Consider the following 17,806-nt stretch of genomic DNA (forward strand, 5'->3'; position numbering starts at 1 on the left):
TGGTCACATCATTCACATCAAGCCCTGTTCTTTCAAGCTCACGTACGTGCCGTCGCCGACCACGATATGGTCCAGCACGTCGATACCGACGATCCGGCCCGCTTCGACAAGCCTTTTGGTCAGCGAAATGTCTTCGGGACTCGGAGCCGGATCGCCGCTCGGATGGTTGTGCGCGCATATGATCGAAGCGCTGCTGCACTTGATCGCCGCCCGGAATACTTCGCGGGGATGCACGATCGAAGCGTTCAGGCTTCCGACCGACAGCGTCTCTTGGCCGATAACGTGATTTTTCGTATTCAAAAACAAACACACGAAATGCTCTTTGCGCAGATCCTGCAGTTCTTCGGCAACGGCTTCGTACGCGTCTCTCGGACTGCGCACGATGACACGTTCGCCGAAGGTTCGGCGCGACAGGCGCAGGCCGAGCTCGATCCCGGCTTTGAGCTGGACCGCTTTGGCCGGGCCGATGCCTTTGATCTGCATCAATTCCGTCAGGCTCAAATCCGCCAGTCCCTTGAGACTGCCGGCTTCGTTCAGGACGCGCTGGGCCAGATGCACCGCCGATTCGCCCTGCATGCCGGTCTGAATCAAAATGGCGAGCAGTTCGGTGTGGCTCAGCGCTCCCGCGCCGTATTGAAGCATGCGCTCCCGGGGTCTGTCTTCGCCCGGAACGCCGCGCAGCGGACGGCTTGTATGCGACTCCATGACCTGCCTCATTTCTCGGGTCTCCGAAAACGGGTCCTCATGCGTTTCTCAAGCGGAAATCCAGCTTATGTACGCCTACCTCGGGGCAGCCGAAAATACGGAACCTCTATGGATTGGACGGCATCAGGCCGATTCCGAAGCCTTCGAGCATTTCGCCCAGCAGAGCCAGCGGAAGACCGACTACCGTAAAATAATCGCCTTCGATCGAATCGACCAGCAGCGCTCCGAGACCTTGTATCGCATAAGCGCCCGCCTTGTCCATCGGCTCTCCGCTTTTCACGTAATCTTCAATTCGCCGCCGGCTTAAAGCTTTCATGCGCACGCGCGTGGAGCCGTGCCGAACGTCTTCGCGTCCGCTCGCTTCGTCGATGCAGGCCACGCCCGTATGCACGAGATGTTCGCGGCCCTGCAGCATGCCCAGCATGCGAACCGCGTCCTGCGCGGTATCCGGCTTGCCGAGCACCGTGCCTTCAAGCACGACGATCGTGTCGCTGCCGACGATCACGCCCGCGCCGGAACGGCGCGCAAGCACCGATCGGGCTTTGCGAAGCGCCAGCTCCTCGACGATGCGCGCCGGTTCCCAGTCCGCCGGCACGTCTTCGCCTGACAGGCTGGGCTCGACGACGAAGTTCGCGCCGAGCGAAGCCAGCAGTTCGCGCCTGCGCGGAGAAGCGGAAGCAAGTATGATCTGACGGGCGTGCGTTGATTTCGATTGATTGTCCAAAATGAAGAAACTCCTTTGAGCCGGTCGCACCGCGCCGCGTTCGCTTCGCGTTCAACCGGTACTTCGGGACGGCTTGGGCGTCCGCGCGACGAACCTTATGGCGGTCCGCTCCATAACCGGAATACCGCTGCGCCAAGCCTTCGGCAAAGCCGAAGCGCAGCTCCGTGGGTCTGTTCGGCGCCCATAAGGGTTCAGAACAAACATTATTATACGTGCTATCGGGCGGCAATACAAACTTAATCGCCCAAGCGCCCCGCCGAGTGGCGAAAGAGCCGTTCCGCGGCCGCTTAACGCGGCTTGGGGAACGGCTCTGGTCATTCATGGCGCACTCGCGGCCTTTCGGGCAGGCCCGAAGTTACGCGTGCTTGGCTTTCCAGTCTTCGGCAAACGCATGCGACACTTTCCAGATGTCGCCCGCGCCCATCGTGATGACGAGATCGCCATCTTGGATACGGCCGGTCAGATCTTCGAGCACTTCTTCCTTCGTCGCCAGGTAACGGGCGTCGGCGTTGCTGTTCTGCCGGATCAGGTCGGTCAGCGCGGCCGAGTTCACGCCTTCGATCGGCTGTTCGCCGGGCGGGGAGTAAATATCGACGATAATCGCTTCGTCGGCATCCCCGAAAGCGCGGCTGAACGCGTCGAGCAGGAAAAACGTGCGCGTATAGCGCTGCGGCTGGAACACGGCCACGATCCGTTTGCCTGTCGACTTCGCGGCGCGCAGCGTCGCTTCGATCTCTGTCGGATGGTGGGCGTAATCGTCCACCACCAGCACGCCGGCCGTATCGACCAGCACCTGGAAGCGCCGCTTCGCGCCGTTGAACTTCGACAGCCCTTCGGCCGCCTGCTCGAACGGAATGCCCGATTTGATGCAGGCGATCAGCGCGGCCGTGGCGTTGTAGACGTTATACTTGCCGGGCACGAACAGGTTGACCCGTCCGAGTTCGCGTCCTTCCGTGCTCACGGTGAACGAAGAACGGCGGTCGCCCAGCTCGATATCCGAAATCCGGTAATCGGCTTCTTCGCCCATGCCGTACGTCACGAGTTTGCAGGTCAGCTTGGGCATCATCTCGCGCAGGTTCTCGTCGTCGGCGCAGACGATCGCGCAGCCTTCGCTTCGCGTCTGGTTCAGGAACTGTACGTAAGCTTCCTTGATCTTCTCGAAGCTGCCTTCGTAGTTTTCCAGATGGTCGGCTTCGATATTGGTCACGATGCTGATGTAAGGATGATACTGCAGGAACGTGCCGTCGCTTTCGTCGGCTTCCGCCACGACGTATTCGCTTTTGCCGGCTTTGGCGTTCGTGCCGAAGCCCACGATCTCGCCGCCGATAATATAGGTCGGATCGGTTCCGCATTCTTCCATCGCGAGCGCGGTCATCGACGAAGTAGTCGTCTTGCCGTGGGCTCCCGCTACCGCGATGCCTTTGCGCTCGTTGAGCAGGCGCGCCAGCATCTGCGAACGGTGCAGCGTCGGAATGCCGAGGCGCTGCGCTTCCACGCGCTCCACGTTGTCTTCCGGCAGCGCGGTCGAATAGACGACCGTGTCGGCGCCCTGCACGTGCTTGGCTTCATGGCCGTAATGGATAACGGCTCCTCCTTCGACCAGCTTGCGGGTGAGGTTCTGTTCGGCCACGTCGGACCCCGTAATTTTGTATCCCATCTCAAGCAGTACCCGGGCGATCGCACTCATGCCGTAACCGCCGATGCCGATGAAATGGATGTGTTCTGTCTTTTTCATATTGCGTTTCACCAACCTTTCTCAGAATCGGCCTGGTGCAGCAGCTGCGCACGCACGTCGGAAATCAAATACAGCGTCCCGGAGACGACCCCGAGGTCGTCCGGTCCGATCGAAGCTTCGAATTGGGCCAACGCTCGGGTCCAATCGGGCTGCACGACGATGCGAAGGTCCGGCTTGGCGTAAGCCGCGCGCAGTCCTTCCGCAATGTCGGCCAGTGCCGAAGCTTCCATTTTCTTGCGAAAATCCGGTTCCGTCAAGATCAGTTCGTCGACCAGGGGCAGAATGGATTTGAAATAATCTTCGTGGCTTTTGGTAGACAGCATGCCCATCATGAGCACCAGCCGGCCGTAGGTCCAGCCGCTTTGCAGGCTTTGGGCCAGCGCCGCCGCCCCTTCGGGATTGTGCGCGCCGTCCATCAAAATCCGGGGAGACTGCCGCACCAGTTCCATGCGCCCGGCCCAGAACGTATCCCGGAAGCCGGCGGCCGTGAGCTCGTCGTCAAGCTGGAACGCCATATATTGGCGCAGCACTTCGAGCGCCATGAAAGCGCCCGCCGCGTTCTCCAGCTGGTAGTCTCCCCGAAGGGAAAGAGACAGGTCGAATTCGCGGAACGGCCCTTTGAAATGCAGGCTCTGCGACTCGCCGGCGGCCTGCGTTTTCTCGTAGGAAAACTGCTCGCCCGCGACGTAACAGCCGCTTTTGCACCGCAGCGCCGCCCGCTTGATAACGTCGAGCGCTTCCGGTTGGCTGACGCTCGTGACGACGGGCACGCCCGGCTTGATGATGCCCGCTTTTTCCGCCGCAATCTTCTCCAGCGTGTCGCCGAGAATGTCCATATGGTCGTGGCCGACGTTCGTGATGACCGACAGCACCGGATTGACGATATTCGTCACGTCCATCCGGCCGCCGAGTCCCGTTTCCCAGATGACGACGTCCGGGAAACACACTTCCGCGTAATACAAAATCGCAAGCGCCGTCGACACTTCGAACATGGTCGGCGAACCGAGTTCGGTCTCCGCCAGACGCTCCACGACGGGACGCAGCCGGTTCGACAGCCCAAGCAGCACGTCGTCCGGAATATCTTCCCCGTTATATTGGAAACGGTTCGTGAACTTCGTAATATAAGGCGACGTGAACGTGCCGACGTCATAGCCGTTGGCGATCAGCGCCCGGGTCAGAAAAGCGCAGGTCGAGCCTTTGCCGTTCGTGCCGGCGACGTGAACGAACTTCAGGCGCCGGTGCGGATGCCCGAAATGTTCCATCAGCGCTTCGATCCGCTCAAGACCCGGACGGATACCGAACGGAATCAGCCCGTTGATCCAGTCTACCGCTTCCGCGTAGGAAGTCAGGGACGCCGAAGCGTCCCGGTCGTTGTTGTCCATGGCTGACCCACCTTACCCTTTCAATTCGGCGATGCGGGCCAGCACTTTGTCGCGCTTGTCGGAATAATCGGCCTGCTTGGCGCGTTCTTCTTCGATGACCTGCGCGGGAGCTTTCGACGTGAAGCCCGGATTGGAGAGCTTTTTGTCGACGCGCTCCACTTCGGATGTCAGCGTCTTGACTTCTTTTTCCAGCCGGACGATCTCCTGGGCAATATCGATCAGGCCCGCAAGCGGCAGATACAGTTCGGCTCCCGTAATGACCGACGTCATCGCTTTGTCCGGTGCCTGCAGGTCGAGACCGCTGGCATATTCGGACGTGTTGCAGAAACGGCGGATATAGCCTTCGTTGGCGCTCAGGATATCCAGCATCTCCGGCGAAGTGGCTTTGATGTTCAGCTCGATCTTTTTGCTCATCGGCACGTTCACTTCGGCGCGGATATTGCGGACCGACCGAATGATCTCCATCAGCAGTTCCATCTCGCGCGCGGACGCCGGGTTCTCGAACGCTTCGTCGTAGGTCGGCCACTGGGCCAGCGTAATCGTCTCGCCTTCGTGCGGCAGATGCTGCCAGATTTCTTCGGAGATGAACGGCATGAACGGGTGGATCATGCGCATCGTGCGGTCGAGCACGTACGCCAGCACGGACTGCGTGTTCTTCTTCGCTGCCTCGTCTTCGCCGTACAGCGACAGCTTGGCGAACTCGATGTACCAGTCGCACAGGTCGTCCCAGATGAAGGTATACAGCAGGCGTCCGGTTTCCCCGAACTCGTACGAATCGATCAGACGCGTGATGTCGCGGGACGTCTCGTTCATACGATGCAAAATCCAGCGATCGGCCGTCGTCAGGTCGCCGGTGATGTCGATCTGGTCGTAGGTGAAGCCTTCGAGATTCATCAGCGCGAACCGCGAAGCGTTCCAGATCTTGTTCGCGAAATTGCGGATCTGCTCGACGCGTTCCCAGCGGAAGCGCAGGTCCTGTCCCGGCGTGATGCCGGTGGACAGCATGAAGCGCATGGCGTCCGCGCCGTATTTCTCGATCACTTCGAGCGGATCGACGCCGTTGCCGAGCGATTTGGACATTTTGCGTCCTTCGCTGTCGCGCACAAGGCCGTGGATCAGCGTATCTTTGAACGGCATTTTGCCGGTGAATTCATAACCCTGGAAAATCATGCGCGATACCCAGAACGGAATGATATCGTAGCCGGTAACGAGCACGTCCACCGGATAGTAGCGCTTGAAGTCCGCGCTGTCTTCGTCCGGCCAACCCATCGTCGAGAACGGCCAGAGCGCCGAGCTGAACCAGGTGTCGAGCACGTCGTTGTCCTGCACGAGGTCGTCGCGGCCGAGTTTCTCGCGCGCTTCCGCTTCGCTTTTGGCTACGACCATCTCGCCCGTCTCCTGACAATACCAGGCCGGGATGCGGTGTCCCCACCAGAGCTGGCGGGAAATACACCAATCGCGTACGTTTTCCATCCAGTGCAGATACGTCCGCTCGAAGCGGTCCGGCACGAACTTGACGCCTTCGCCGGATTTTTGCGCGTTCACGACCGGTTCCGCGAGCGGCTGCATTTTGACGAACCACTGCGTGGACAAATAAGGCTCGACGACGGCGTCGGTACGCTCGCTGTGTCCCACCTGATGCAGATGGTCTTCGATCTTGATCAGGACGCCCTGTTCCTGAAGATCGGACACGATCTTCTTGCGGCAGTCCGCGCGGTCCAGTCCTTCGTACGGACCGGCTTCGCTGTTCATGATGCCGCCTTCGTCCATGACGATGATCTGCGGCAGGTCATGGCGTTGGCCCACTTCAAAGTCGTTCGGATCGTGCGCCGGCGTAATCTTCACGGCGCCGCTGCCGAAGTCTTTCTCGACGTATTCGTCGGCGATGACCGGAATCTCGCGGCCGAGAACCGGCAGAAGCAGCGTCTTGCCGATCATGCCCCGGTACCGTTCGTCTTCCGGGTGTACGGCGACGGCCGTATCGCCCAGCATCGTCTCCGGACGGGTCGTGGCGACCGTGATCGACCCGCTTCCGTCCTTGAGCGGATACTCCAGGTGATACAGATGGCCCTGCGTTTCCTTGTATTCGACTTCGATGTCCGACAGCGCGGTGCGTGCGGCCGGGTCCCAGTTGATAATACGCTTGCCGCGGTAGATCAAGCCTTTGTCATACAGCTTGACGAACACTTCCTTGACCGCTTCGGACAATCCTTCGTCGAGCGTGAAGCGTTCGCGCGAATAGTCGAGCGACAAGCCGATCTTCGCCCATTGGGCTTTGATGTTGGCGGCGTACGTCTCTTTCCATTCCCAGGTCTGCTCCAGAAATTTCTCGCGGCCCAGATCGTGGCGGGTAATGCCCTGCTCGCGCAGTTTCTGTTCGACTTTGGCCTGCGTGGCGATACCGGCATGGTCGGAGCCCGGCAGCCAGAGCGCATCGTATCCCTGCATGCGCTTCGCGCGCACGAGAATATCCTGCAGCGTAAAGTCCAGCGCGTGGCCGATATGCAGCACGCCCGTGACGTTCGGCGGCGGAATGACGATCGTGTAAGGCTTGGCTTCCGGCACCCGGCCGGCTTTGAAGAAATCGTTCTCCATCCAGTAGGTATACCATTTTTGCTCCGCGGACTTCGGATCGTAAGTCGTCGGCAGCGACGTTTGGTGCTCGTTATTTTGAAGTTCAGACATCGGACAGCCCTCCGTTATTCATAATTGACATGCGTTTGGGTTGAAAAAGGCAATAAAAAAAGCCCTTCGTCGCAAAGGACGAAAGGACTTGCTTTCGCGGTACCACCTTTGTTCCGCAGCCAACCGTTTTTCGTAGAAAAATCGGTTACCAACCGTTTTCCACAGGAAAATCGGTTACCTTATAAGGCACCAGTTCGTTTTCCAGAGGAAAATCGGTCACCTTATAAAAGGCACCTAACCGTTTTTCGTAGAAAAATCGGTTACCTTATTATTAAAAGGTCCCTATTCGTTTTCCCTAAGAAAATCGGTCGTCTTCCCGGATTTCTCCGAAAAGCAGGTATCCCCGTTCGGGATTTCAGCTGCGACACTCATACGGATAACGGCCGTAAACCGGTCTTCCCTAGCTTCATCCGGCTGTTCGAAACGAACAACCGCAAGGTTCAGGAAAACGACTCCGGGGCGACTTCGGCCAGCCAACGTCCTACGGAATCTTCCAGCCTGTGGATTCCGCTCTCTGCAGGGTCTGCTGCCTACTCTTCCCTTTCCGCGTCTTTGGTCAGGTTAATGAGGTTAATGACAAACTCATGAATATCCTTTATCATACCGCGCGCGCCCGCGCTCGTCAATGATTCGGCGCGAAATATGCCACGTCATGTCAGGCGGTGAAGCAGCGCTTCCAGATCCGCCGGAAGCGGATCGGACACTTCGATGAGTTCGCCGCTGAACGGATGCTTGAAACTGAGGCTCTCGCCGTGCAGTGCCTGGCGGTCCAGCAGCTCGTCGGACCCGCCGTACAGCACGTCGCCGATCAGCGGATAGCCGGCGTGCGCCATATGGACACGGATCTGATGCGTCCGCCCCGTCTCCAGCACGAGCCGGACCAGGCTTGCGCGGCCGCCGGCCAACGTCCGGACGAGCCGGACGCGCGTGACCGCTTCCTGTCCGCCCGGCGAGACCCGGCGGCGGCTGTTATGATGCCGGTCGCGGCCGATCGGCGCGTTGATGACGCGCAGGGAATTCGGGAATTTGCCTTCGACGATCGCGAGATAGACGCGGGAGATGCTTTTCTCGCGCATCTGCTCGTCCAGCGCCAGCCGCGCGAGTTCGCCTTTGGCGTACAGCACCGGCCCGGACGTGTGTTCGTCCAGCCGGTGCACGTGATGCACGGCGCACGCTTCGCCGTGCATTTGCAGATGCGCGGCGACGACGTTCGCAAGCGTCAGGCGCTTCGCGCCTCCGTCGGGATGAACCGGCATCCCGGCAGGCTTGCGGACGACGAGGCAGAAGTCGTCCTCGTGCAGCGCTTCGAGCCCGTCTTCGGTCCAGACGGGTTCGAAGCCAAGGTCTTCGTCCGGGCGCAGCCGCAGCTTCACGCGGCTGCCCCGGACCTGGATCTCGCCCGCATGCCGCAGGCGGCGGGCCAGTTTCTCCGGCACGCCGAGCGCAGCGGCGGCCGCGTTCTCCGGCCCGATGCCTGCGGCTTGGGCCGGCACTTCGGCGGAGGCGGCAGAATTCGCCTCCGCAAGCGGCGCCGCTGCCTGAGCGGCGTCCTCGGCTTGGGCCGGGGCCGCCGCCGGGTCTGCGGCTTCAGCGCCGCCCGCCGGGGCGCTGGCCGCAGGCAGCGCGGTCTCGATCCATTCGCCGCGGCGCGTCCACAGACGCGCCATTATAGCGACCTCAGCGCGCCGCGATGCGCTTCGATCGTTTGATCGATATCGGCGTCGGTGTGTACGCCCGAGACGAACATGCCTTCGAACTGCGACGGCGCCACGCTGACGCCGCGGTCGAGCATCGCTCCGAAGTAACGGCGGAACCGTTCCAGGTCGCTCGACTTGGCCGTATCGTAATCGACGACCGGCCCTTCGTTGAAGAACGGGCAGACCATCGAGCCGACGCGGTTGATCGTCACCGGAATGCCGGCTTCGCGGGCATTCTGCTCGAAGCCCGCCTGCAGCCGCGCGCCGGCCGCTTCCAGCCGGTCGTACACGGCCGGGGTCAGCAGCTTGAGCGTCGTGTAGCCCGCGGCCATCGCCAGCGGGTTGCCGCTCAGCGTGCCGGCCTGGTAGATCGGGCCGCTCGGCGCGATCTGCTCCATGATCTCGCGCTTGCCGCCGTAAGCGCCGACCGGCAGTCCGCCGCCGATGACCTTGCCGAAGCAGGTCAGATCGGGCGTGACGCCGAAGCGTCCCTGCGCGGAATTCAAGCCGACGCGGAAGCCGGTCATGACTTCGTCGAAGATCAGCAGGCTGCCGTGGCGCTCCGTCACTTCACGCAGTCCTTCGAGGAAGCCGGCCTTGGGAGGCACGACGCCCATATTGCCGGCGACCGGCTCGACGATGACGCAGGCAATCTGCTCGCCGAACTTGTCGAATGCGACGCGAAGCGAATCCAGATCGTTGTACGGAACCGTGATCGTGTTCGAAGCGACCGATTCCGGCACGCCGGGGCTGTCCGGCAGGCCGAGCGTCGCGACGCCCGAACCGGCTTTGATCAGCAGGCTGTCGCCGTGGCCGTGGTACGAACCTTCGAATTTCAAAATTTTGTCCCGTTTGGTGACGCCCCGGGCCAGCCGGATCGCACTCATCGTCGCTTCCGTGCCGGAGTTGACCATCCGGACGATATCGACCGACGGCACCCGCTCGGCGACGAGCTTCGCCATCTCGGTCTCCAGCAGTGTCGGCGCGCCGAAGCTGGTGCCTTTGGCCGCCGTCTCCTGCAGGGCGCGCACGACGTCGGGATGCGCGTGGCCCATAATGAGCGGACCCCACGATCCGACATAGTCGATAAACGTGTTGCCGTCGATGTCGTAGACGCGGGGACCTTCGCCGCGCTCGATGTAGACCGGGGTCAGACCTACCGATTTGAATGCCCGGACAGGACTGTTTACGCCGCCGGGAATATATTTTTTGGCTTCCGCGAACGCTTCGCCCGAACGGACGTCGACGCGTTTGGATACGGACTCGCTCATAAAATCACTCCTTCGAAAATGGATGGGGCCGAAATGGGGTGCGATCGATTCAGCTTCGTTCTTCGCGCAGCCAGCGGGCCGCGTCTTTGGAATGGTACGTGATGATGATATCGGCGCCGGCGCGCTTCAGGCCGGTCAGCAGTTCCAGCACGATCGCTTTTTCGTTGATCCAGCCGTTGGCCGCGCCCGCTTTGACCATCGAATATTCGCCGCTGACATTGTATGCCACGAGCGGCAGGTCGAATTCGTTTTTGATCGTGCGAATAATGTCCATATACGCAAGCGCCGGCTTGACCATCAGCATGTCGGCGCCTTCGAGCACGTCGCTCTCCGCTTCGCGAATCGCTTCCAGCGCGTTCGCCGGGTCCATCTGGTACGTCTTGCGGTCGCCGAACTGCGGCGCCGACTGGGCGGCTTCGCGGAACGGGCCGTAGAATGCCGACGCGTATTTGACGGAATACGCCATGATCGGAATCTGGTCGTATCCGGCTGCGTCGAGCCCTTCGCGGATCGCCTGGACGTAACCGTCCATCATGTTCGACGGCGCGATGATATCGGCGCCCGCTTCCGCCTGGGCGACGGCTGTCCGCACGAGCAGTTCCAGCGATTCGTCGTTCAGCACGTCGCCGTGGACATGCCCGTCGCGTTCGAACGTATGCACCATGCCGCAGTGGCCGTGGTCGGTAAATTCGCACAGGCAGGTGTCGGCCACGACGAGCAGGTCGGGGTACCAGCTTTTGATCCGGCGCGTCGCCTGCTGAATGATGCCGTCCTGCGCGTAGGCTTCCGTGCCGAGGCTGTCTTTGCTCTCGGGAATGCCGAACAGGATCACCGCTTTGATGCCGAGTTCCACGATCTCGTCCACTTCGCCGCGCAGCGTATCGAGCGAGAAATGGTACACGCCTGGCATGGAGCCGATCTCGTTCTTGACGCCTTCGCCGTAAGTGACGAAGATCGGCATAATAAAATCGTCTGCGCTGATCGCCGTTTCGCGCACCATGCTTCGCAGGGCGGCCGTGCGGCGGAGACGACGATGTCTGACTGTAGGGAATGCCATAATAAAAGACTCCTTTTGTAATGGGAATAAGGTTGTAACGGGAATAAGATTGTAACGGAAAGTAAATGCCAATCATGAAAAGAGTGTAAAAATGCTGACCCGGCCGGCTTCGGAATGTTGGGATCGCCGCCGGCCCTGCTTTCTATTAACCGTTCTCCGGGCCTCTATCCCGGACAACGTTATGACGCGAAGCGGGCGCGAGCCGGCCGGCAGGCCGGATCGCGCTCGAACAGCCGGATATCCGCGAGGACTCCGGCCTTTCGATCAATGACCGAGTTCGATAGACTATTGTTCGGCTTCAGAATCCGCCGCGGCCTTTTTCCGTTGCCGCTTTCCAGCCGCACAGCACGTCTATCAAGCCTTCGATCGTCGCTTCCTTGGCGAGCAGATGCACGTTCAGGCCGGCTTCTTCGGCCGTTTTGGCTGTCTGCGGACCGATGCAGGCAATCGTCGAGCGGTTGAGCAGCGCCGCCGGATCGGAGGCGCCCATCCGCTTCAGTACCGCGATCAGGTTGCGGACGGTCGAAGAACTGGTGAACGTTACGGCGTGCACTTTGCCTTCTTCGAGCAGCTCCAGCAGCTCTTCGTCGTCTTCGCCGGTCATGACTGTCTCGTACGTGTCGAGTCCGGTGACGTCAAGGCCGCGCTCGATCAGCGTATCGGACAACCAGGTCCGCGCCAGATCGCCCCGCGGCAGCAGGACACGCTGGCCCGGCAGCATTTGGTCGCCGTAGGCGGCCAGCATACCTTCCGCGTCGAACGTCTGCGGCGGCGCTTCGCTGCGAATGCCGCGCGCGCGCAGCGCTTCGATCGTCGCCGGCCCGACGGCTGCGATCCGTGCCTTGTGCATGGAGCGGATATCCAGCCCTTCGCGGTCCAGATGGTCGAAGAAATAATCGACGCCGTTGACGCTCGTGAAGAAGACCCAATCGTAGCTGCCGATTTCGGCAAGGGCGGTCCGGATCGCGCCGAGCTTCGCTTCGCTTTCCGGCATCACCGTCTCGATGACCGGGAATTCGTACGGCTCGCCGCCAAGCTCTTCGATCCGGTCGACCAGCTCGCTCGCCTGGCTGCGCGAGCGGGTGACGAGAATCCGGCGTCCGAACAGCGGCATCTGCTCCGCCCAGCGCAGACGGTCCCGCTGGCCGACGACGTCGCCGACCACGATGACGGCCGGAGGCTTGAAATCGCGCTCCGCCACTTTCTCGGCAATATCGGCCAACGTGCCGACGAGCGTCTCCTGCTCGGCCCGCGTGCCCCAGCGCACGAGCGCGACCGGCGTCGTCGCCGGGCGGCCGTGCTTGAGCAGCTGCGCCGTGATATGGCCGATCTGGGCCACGCCCATCATAAACACGAGCGTGCCGGTCGCGTTCGTCACTTTGTCCCATTTGATCATCTTGTCGAGCTTCTCCGGATTCTCGTGGCCGGTAATGACCGAGAACGACGAAGCGAGGTTCCGGTGCGTCACCGGAATGCCCGCGTAGGCCGGCACGGCGATCGAAGACGTAATGCCCGGCACGATCTCGTAGACGATGCCGTGCTTGCGCAGCTCTTCGGCTTCTTCGCCGACGCGCCCGAACACGGTCGGATCGCCGCCTTTGAGCCGGACGACGACCAGACCTTCGAGCGCCAATTCGACGAGCAGCTTGTTGATGTCTTCCTGCTGCATCGTATGGCGTTCGGTCCGTTTGCCGACGTAGATTTTGCGCGCGCCCGGCTTCATCTGCCGCAGCAGCCTCGGACTGGCCAGCCGGTCGTACACGACGACGTCGGCTTTTTTGATACATTCCAGCCCTTTGATCGTAATCAGCTTGGCATCGCCGGGTCCGGCTCCGACCAGATACACTTTTCCGTTACCCATGCGTTCAGCCCCTCGCCTGTTCAAGAATCTCGTCCGCGCCTTGTTCCGCCAACATCCGGGCCACTTCGCGTCCCAACGCTTCCGGGTCGGTGCCGCTCGCGGATTCCTTGAGCAGCAGGCTGCCGTCCGGACGGCCGACCAGCCCTGTCAGATGAACCGATTCCCCGTCTTCGCCCAGCACGGCGTAAGCGCCGATCGGAACCTGGCAGCCGCCGTTGAGCGACAGCAGCAGCGAACGTTCCGCGGCTACCGTGCGCGCCGTCTGCCCGTCCTCATAACGGCCAAGCAGTTCCAGCAGTTCGGCGTCGTTCTCCCGGCATTCGATGCCGAGCGCGCCTTGTCCCACCGCCGGCAGGCAGATCTCGACCGGAATATAGGAAGTGATCCGGTCTTCCCAGCCCATCCGCTTCAGGCCGGCCGCCGCCAGCAGAATCGCGTCGAAGCCTTCCGTCTCCAGCTTGCGCAGGCGCGAATCGATATTGCCGCGAATCCATTCCAGCTTCAGGTCCGGCCGGTACGCCAAGAGCTGGCTGGAACGGCGCAGGCTGCTCGTGCCGACTTTCGCTCCGTGGGGCAGGCCGTCCAGATCGACGCCTTCCCGGGAGATCAGGCAGTCGCGCGCATCCTGGCGCAGCGGTACGGCTCCGTTGACCAAGCCTTCCGGCAACAGCGCCGGCATGTCTTTCATGCTGTGTACGGCCATATCGATCTCGCCGCTCAGCAGCGCTTGTTCGATCTCTTTGACGAACAGTCCTTTGCCGCCGACCTTCGACAAGGTGACGTCGAGAATCTGGTCGCCTTTGGTCACGATCTTTTTCACTTCAAAAGCGACGTCCAGGTCCAGATCGCCAGCCAGCTGTTCCAGCGCCGCGATGACCTGATTCGTCTGCGTCAAAGCCAGTGCACTCTGTCTCGTTCCTACCACGATTGTACGCATTCCTATTTTTCCTCCCGCTCCTTCGCGATCCATGCGTCGGCCTCGGCCTCGCTCCACGGTACGAATGTCTGTTTTCTAATCTGATCCAGTATAGCCCTTTCCGACAGCTTTCGCATCAGCCGGTGCCGGATTTCGGGTTCTTCCACCTTCTGCCTGACCTGTTTGCGCATGAAAAAAAGGAACTCGACAAACGTTTCGTATTCGTCGCCGAAACGTTCGTCAAGCTCCCGAATCAGCGCGGACGCCGCGGACGGGCCGGCCCCGGACGTCGAAGCCGCCACGACAAGCCTGCCCCGCCGCAGAACGGCCGGATGAATGAAATTGCCCGCTTCCGCGCGGCTGGATACGTTCACGAGCGCCCCCGCGCCGCGTGTCGCTTCGGCCAGCCGTTCGTTCAGCGCTTCGTCCCCGCTCGCCGCATACACCAGCCGGTAACCCGCCGCGTCCTGCTCGGACGCTTCGCGGCCGATCCAGCGCAGCTTGCCCGCCGCTTCAAGCTCCAGAATGTCCGCGCCCGCTTCCGGGCTGATCACGGTAAGGGCGGCGCCTCCGGCGGCCAGCTGGCGGGCTTTGCGGCCCGCGATTTTGCCGCCGCCGATCAGCAGCACGTCCATGCCGCGAACATCGAGCATGATCGGCATATAGTCCGTCATCCGCTCAACCCCCGTTCCATTTGTGATACTCGGAAAAAGCGTTGCTCAGCAGATTGACGATCACGAGCGCATAACCGACAAGCGTCCATTTCGCGATCGAAAACCCGGAATATTTGTGCGTGCGCTTGAGCACGAAATACAGGCCGTAGACCGCAAGCGCGGCGAACGTCGTGATGCCTTTGACGTCGAGCAGCATCTCCCAGCGCTTCTGGGCCACGATCAGCAGAAACGCGACCAGCAGCGACACGATCAACAGCGGCGTGCCGGTCAAGACCGACAGATGCGCCCAGCGCTCCGCCTGTTCCAGGCTCGGCAGGCGCCGGATCGTATCGTTCCACTTTTTCTTTTTGAGCATCGCGTACAGAAACAGGTACAGGATGCCGAACACGGCGGCAATCGTCAGCGCCACGAGGCTAAGATTCGCCAGCACGACGTGCAGGATCAGCAGCAGCTGCTGCGTATAGCCGATATGCTCCGCATGTTCGCCGACCGGGAACCAGAACTCGTTCAGCACGCTTGCCGTGAATCCGACGATGCCGAGCATCAGCACGACGAACTCGGCTTTTTGCGTCAGCGCAAGTCCAAAGCCCGCCGCGGTCAGAATGAATACGAACAGGAACAGAAAATCATAGACGGAAAACAGCGGTACCCGGCCTTCCAGCGCGATGCGCACGAGGATGACCGAAAATTGCAGCAGGGCCGTGACGCCAAGAAGCCCCGCGCCGATCCGCCGGGATCTCACGCTGCGGCTTACGCAATCGGAGAAATAGAACAGAAGGCTCAGGGCATAAATGTAAATCATCAGCTCGATCAGGCTCGTCAGCAGCAGCATTCCGCTCACCGCCTACAAGACGGCCGGACGCAAGGTAAACGCCGGGCTGTCCACGGTCGATTTTACCGCTTGTTTTTCCACGGCCGGTTCGGCTTCTTCAAGTCTCGATTCCAGAGCGAAGATTTTCGTGAACATGTCGACGGCTTCGGCTCCGCCTTTGTCCGCCGCCATTTCTTTGACCCGGTTGATCGGATCGTGCATCATCTGGTTGGCGACGCTTTTCATCAATCGGCCGATGACTTTGCGCTGGCGCTCGTCCAGTTCCGGCAGTTTGTTGAACAGGCTCTCCAGCGTCTCCTGGTGAATATCGGTCGCTTTGTCCTGCAGGGCGCGAATGACCGGGCGAACGCCCAGCGTCTTCAGCCAGCCGTAGAAATTGTCGGATTCCTGCACGATCATGCGCTGGATCTTGACCGCTTCGGCGCGGCGGAGCTCCATGTTGCTCTCCACAATGCCTTCCAGATCGTCGATGTCGTACAAAAAGACGCCCGGCAGTTCGGCAATCGCCGGATCGATGTTGCGCGGCACGGCGATATCGATCATGAACAGCGGACGCGAACGGCGCGCCGCCGACAGCTGCTTGACCTGTTCGCGCGTCAGCACGTAATCCGACGATCCGGTCGAGCTGATCACGATATCGACTTCACCGAGCATACGGATGCCTTCGTCCAGCGTGCACGGCACGCCGTTGAACTTGCCGGCCAGCTCGCGCGCTTTCTCGAGCGTCCGGTTGGCCACGATGACCTGGGCCGCTCCGCTGGCGTACAGATGCTTCACCGTAAGCTCGCTCATCTTGCCGGCTCCGAGGATCAGCACCGTTTTGTCGGTGAACATGCCGAAGATGCGCTTGCCCAGCTCAATCGCCGCATAGCTGACCGAGACCGCGTTTTCGCCGATCGACGTCTCGGAATGGGCCCGTTTGCCCAGCGTCACCGCCTGCTTGAACAGCATGTTGAACCACGTTCCGGTCGCTTTCTCCGTCTGTGCCGTCAGGAACGCCTGCTTGACCTGACCGAGAATCTGCGTCTCGCCGAGTACCATCGAATCGAGCCCGCAGACGACGTTCATCAAATGTTCGACCGCCCGTTCGTCTTCGTACGTATACAGGTGCTGGGTGAATTCGGCTTTGGGAATGCCGAACCACTGCTCCATGAAATTGTGGATATAAAAAGCGCACATGTGCAGCCGGTCTACCACGACGTACAACTCGGTCCGGTTGCAAGTGCCTACGATTACGCCTTCGAGGATGCTTTTGGTGTCTTTCAGTCGATCGAGCGCCTCCGGAAGGTCTTGTTCGGCAATCGTAAACCGTTCTCTGATGTCGACTGGAGCCGTGCGGTAATTCAATCCGACTACCATAATGTGCATAACAAGTTCACCGCCTGATCTAAGATTGCTGCCACGCCAATACGTATCACTAAACTATATAAAGTATATCACAACGTTTTTGTTTATTCGGACAAAATAAATGAAATGTTTATGAATGTTTCGCAAAATCGCAAATCCCCGCCTTCAAGCTTCCAGTCAGGCTTCCTGTCAGGCTTCGAGTCGAAACAATCGCTCCGATTCCGTACGCAGCAGCCGGTCGATCCGCCCGATCTCCGCGGCGTCGGCACAACTTCGCCTGCGATCAAGCAGCCGGTCGACGCGCAGGCGGATCTCTTCGATCTCTTTTTCAATATCGGTCGAGAGGAAGCGGTATTCAAGCTCCGGCAGCTGATCGCGGTGCTCGAACACGAGGCGGCTCGCCCCTTTCGTCAGCTCGATGATGCGCCGCACCGATCCTTCCGTATAGAAATCGAGCATGACGAAGCCCGGGTAGATACGCCGGACGAGACCGTCTCCCTTGAACGCGACGAACAGCCGGCGCACGAGATGCGTCAGCCGGGGATTGACCAGCCGGAAAGAAAGCTCGCACACGAACAGATGCCGCCTCCGGTCAAACGGCAGGCTGACTTCTTCCCCGTTCTCGTCTTCCAGCACGATCTCGCGGCTTCCGCCGTCGAGCACCCGCACGCGGTGACGGATGAGCGGGTCTTTGATATGCTCGATAAACTTCGACATCTGGTTTTCCGGCAGCAGTAAACGGGCTTTGACGAATTCCGTGGCTAAGCGCTGCGCCATGGCGGATCTCCTCGATTCCTTTGTGGATGGGATACACTCTTATTATACCCGTTTCATGCCAAAAAACGGCTCCGCTGCCGGAGCCGTCCAGTCCTCGAATACGTGCGTTTCAAAGGGATAAAACCGTTTTTGAAAGCGTTAAC

The 17,806-nt window shown here is 60.6% G+C and carries 14 protein-coding genes; all 14 read right to left on the reverse strand.

Annotated elements, in window-relative coordinates; translation table 11 throughout:
• Positions 1-12: 12 nt before the first annotated feature.
• Positions 13-705 carry a RadC family protein gene (gene radC / locus FFV09_RS04010; protein ID WP_141446480.1) on the reverse strand — a complete coding sequence of 231 codons (693 nt, stop codon included), beginning with the start codon at positions 703-705 and terminating at the stop codon, positions 13-15.
• A gap of 106 nt (positions 706-811) precedes the next feature.
• A complete protein-coding gene (locus FFV09_RS04015; RefSeq protein WP_141446481.1) occupies positions 812-1,429 on the reverse strand; it encodes a Maf family protein in 618 nt (205 codons plus the stop codon).
• A 355-nt stretch (positions 1,430-1,784) separates the two neighbouring features.
• On the reverse strand, positions 1,785-3,164 hold the full coding sequence (gene murC, locus FFV09_RS04020; RefSeq protein WP_141446482.1) for a UDP-N-acetylmuramate--L-alanine ligase: 1,380 nt from the start codon (positions 3,162-3,164) through the stop codon (positions 1,785-1,787).
• 8 nt (positions 3,165-3,172) lie between these two features.
• Positions 3,173-4,546, reverse strand: coding sequence for a bifunctional folylpolyglutamate synthase/dihydrofolate synthase (locus FFV09_RS04025; protein WP_141446483.1), 1,374 nt, complete (start codon positions 4,544-4,546; stop codon positions 3,173-3,175).
• 12 nt (positions 4,547-4,558) lie between these two features.
• Positions 4,559-7,231: a valine--tRNA ligase gene (locus FFV09_RS04030; protein WP_141446484.1), complete on the reverse strand. Its 2,673-nt coding sequence runs from the start codon at positions 7,229-7,231 to the stop codon at positions 4,559-4,561.
• Between the two features lie 650 nt (positions 7,232-7,881).
• Positions 7,882-8,898, reverse strand: coding sequence for an RluA family pseudouridine synthase (locus FFV09_RS04035; RefSeq protein ID WP_141446485.1), 1,017 nt, complete (start codon positions 8,896-8,898; stop codon positions 7,882-7,884).
• Entirely contained in the window at positions 8,898-10,199 is a 1,302-nt protein-coding gene (hemL, locus tag FFV09_RS04040) for a glutamate-1-semialdehyde 2,1-aminomutase (protein ID WP_141446486.1), read from the reverse strand. The genes FFV09_RS04035 and hemL overlap by 1 nt, the downstream gene beginning before the upstream one ends.
• 49 nt (positions 10,200-10,248) lie before the next feature.
• Positions 10,249-11,256: a porphobilinogen synthase gene (hemB, locus tag FFV09_RS04045; protein ID WP_141446487.1), complete on the reverse strand. Its 1,008-nt coding sequence runs from the start codon at positions 11,254-11,256 to the stop codon at positions 10,249-10,251.
• A 298-nt stretch (positions 11,257-11,554) separates the two neighbouring features.
• Positions 11,555-13,117, reverse strand: coding sequence for a uroporphyrinogen-III C-methyltransferase (gene cobA, locus FFV09_RS04050; RefSeq protein WP_141446488.1), 1,563 nt, complete (start codon positions 13,115-13,117; stop codon positions 11,555-11,557).
• A 4-nt stretch (positions 13,118-13,121) separates the two neighbouring features.
• Positions 13,122-14,054 (reverse strand): hydroxymethylbilane synthase, encoded by a 933-nt coding sequence (gene hemC, locus FFV09_RS04055; protein WP_141446489.1) that lies wholly within the window; start codon positions 14,052-14,054, stop codon positions 13,122-13,124.
• Between the two features lie 2 nt (positions 14,055-14,056).
• Positions 14,057-14,707 (reverse strand): precorrin-2 dehydrogenase/sirohydrochlorin ferrochelatase family protein, encoded by a 651-nt coding sequence (locus tag FFV09_RS04060; RefSeq protein ID WP_141446490.1) that lies wholly within the window; start codon positions 14,705-14,707, stop codon positions 14,057-14,059.
• Positions 14,708-14,711: 4 nt separating this feature from the next.
• Positions 14,712-15,539: a cytochrome c biogenesis protein CcsA gene (gene ccsA, locus FFV09_RS04065; protein WP_141446491.1), complete on the reverse strand. Its 828-nt coding sequence runs from the start codon at positions 15,537-15,539 to the stop codon at positions 14,712-14,714.
• Between the two features lie 12 nt (positions 15,540-15,551).
• Positions 15,552-16,907 (reverse strand): glutamyl-tRNA reductase, encoded by a 1,356-nt coding sequence (gene hemA / locus FFV09_RS04070; RefSeq protein WP_141446492.1) that lies wholly within the window; start codon positions 16,905-16,907, stop codon positions 15,552-15,554.
• A 168-nt stretch (positions 16,908-17,075) separates the two neighbouring features.
• The gene (locus tag FFV09_RS04075; RefSeq protein ID WP_141446493.1) at positions 17,076-17,663 is read right to left on the reverse strand and encodes a non-ribosomal peptide synthetase module; all 588 of its coding nucleotides are present in this window, start codon (positions 17,661-17,663) and stop codon (positions 17,076-17,078) included.
• Positions 17,664-17,806: the final 143 nt, after the last annotated feature.

The organism is Saccharibacillus brassicae (assembly GCF_006542275.1).
GTDB classification, from domain to species: Bacteria; Bacillota; Bacilli; order Paenibacillales; family Paenibacillaceae; genus Saccharibacillus; species Saccharibacillus brassicae.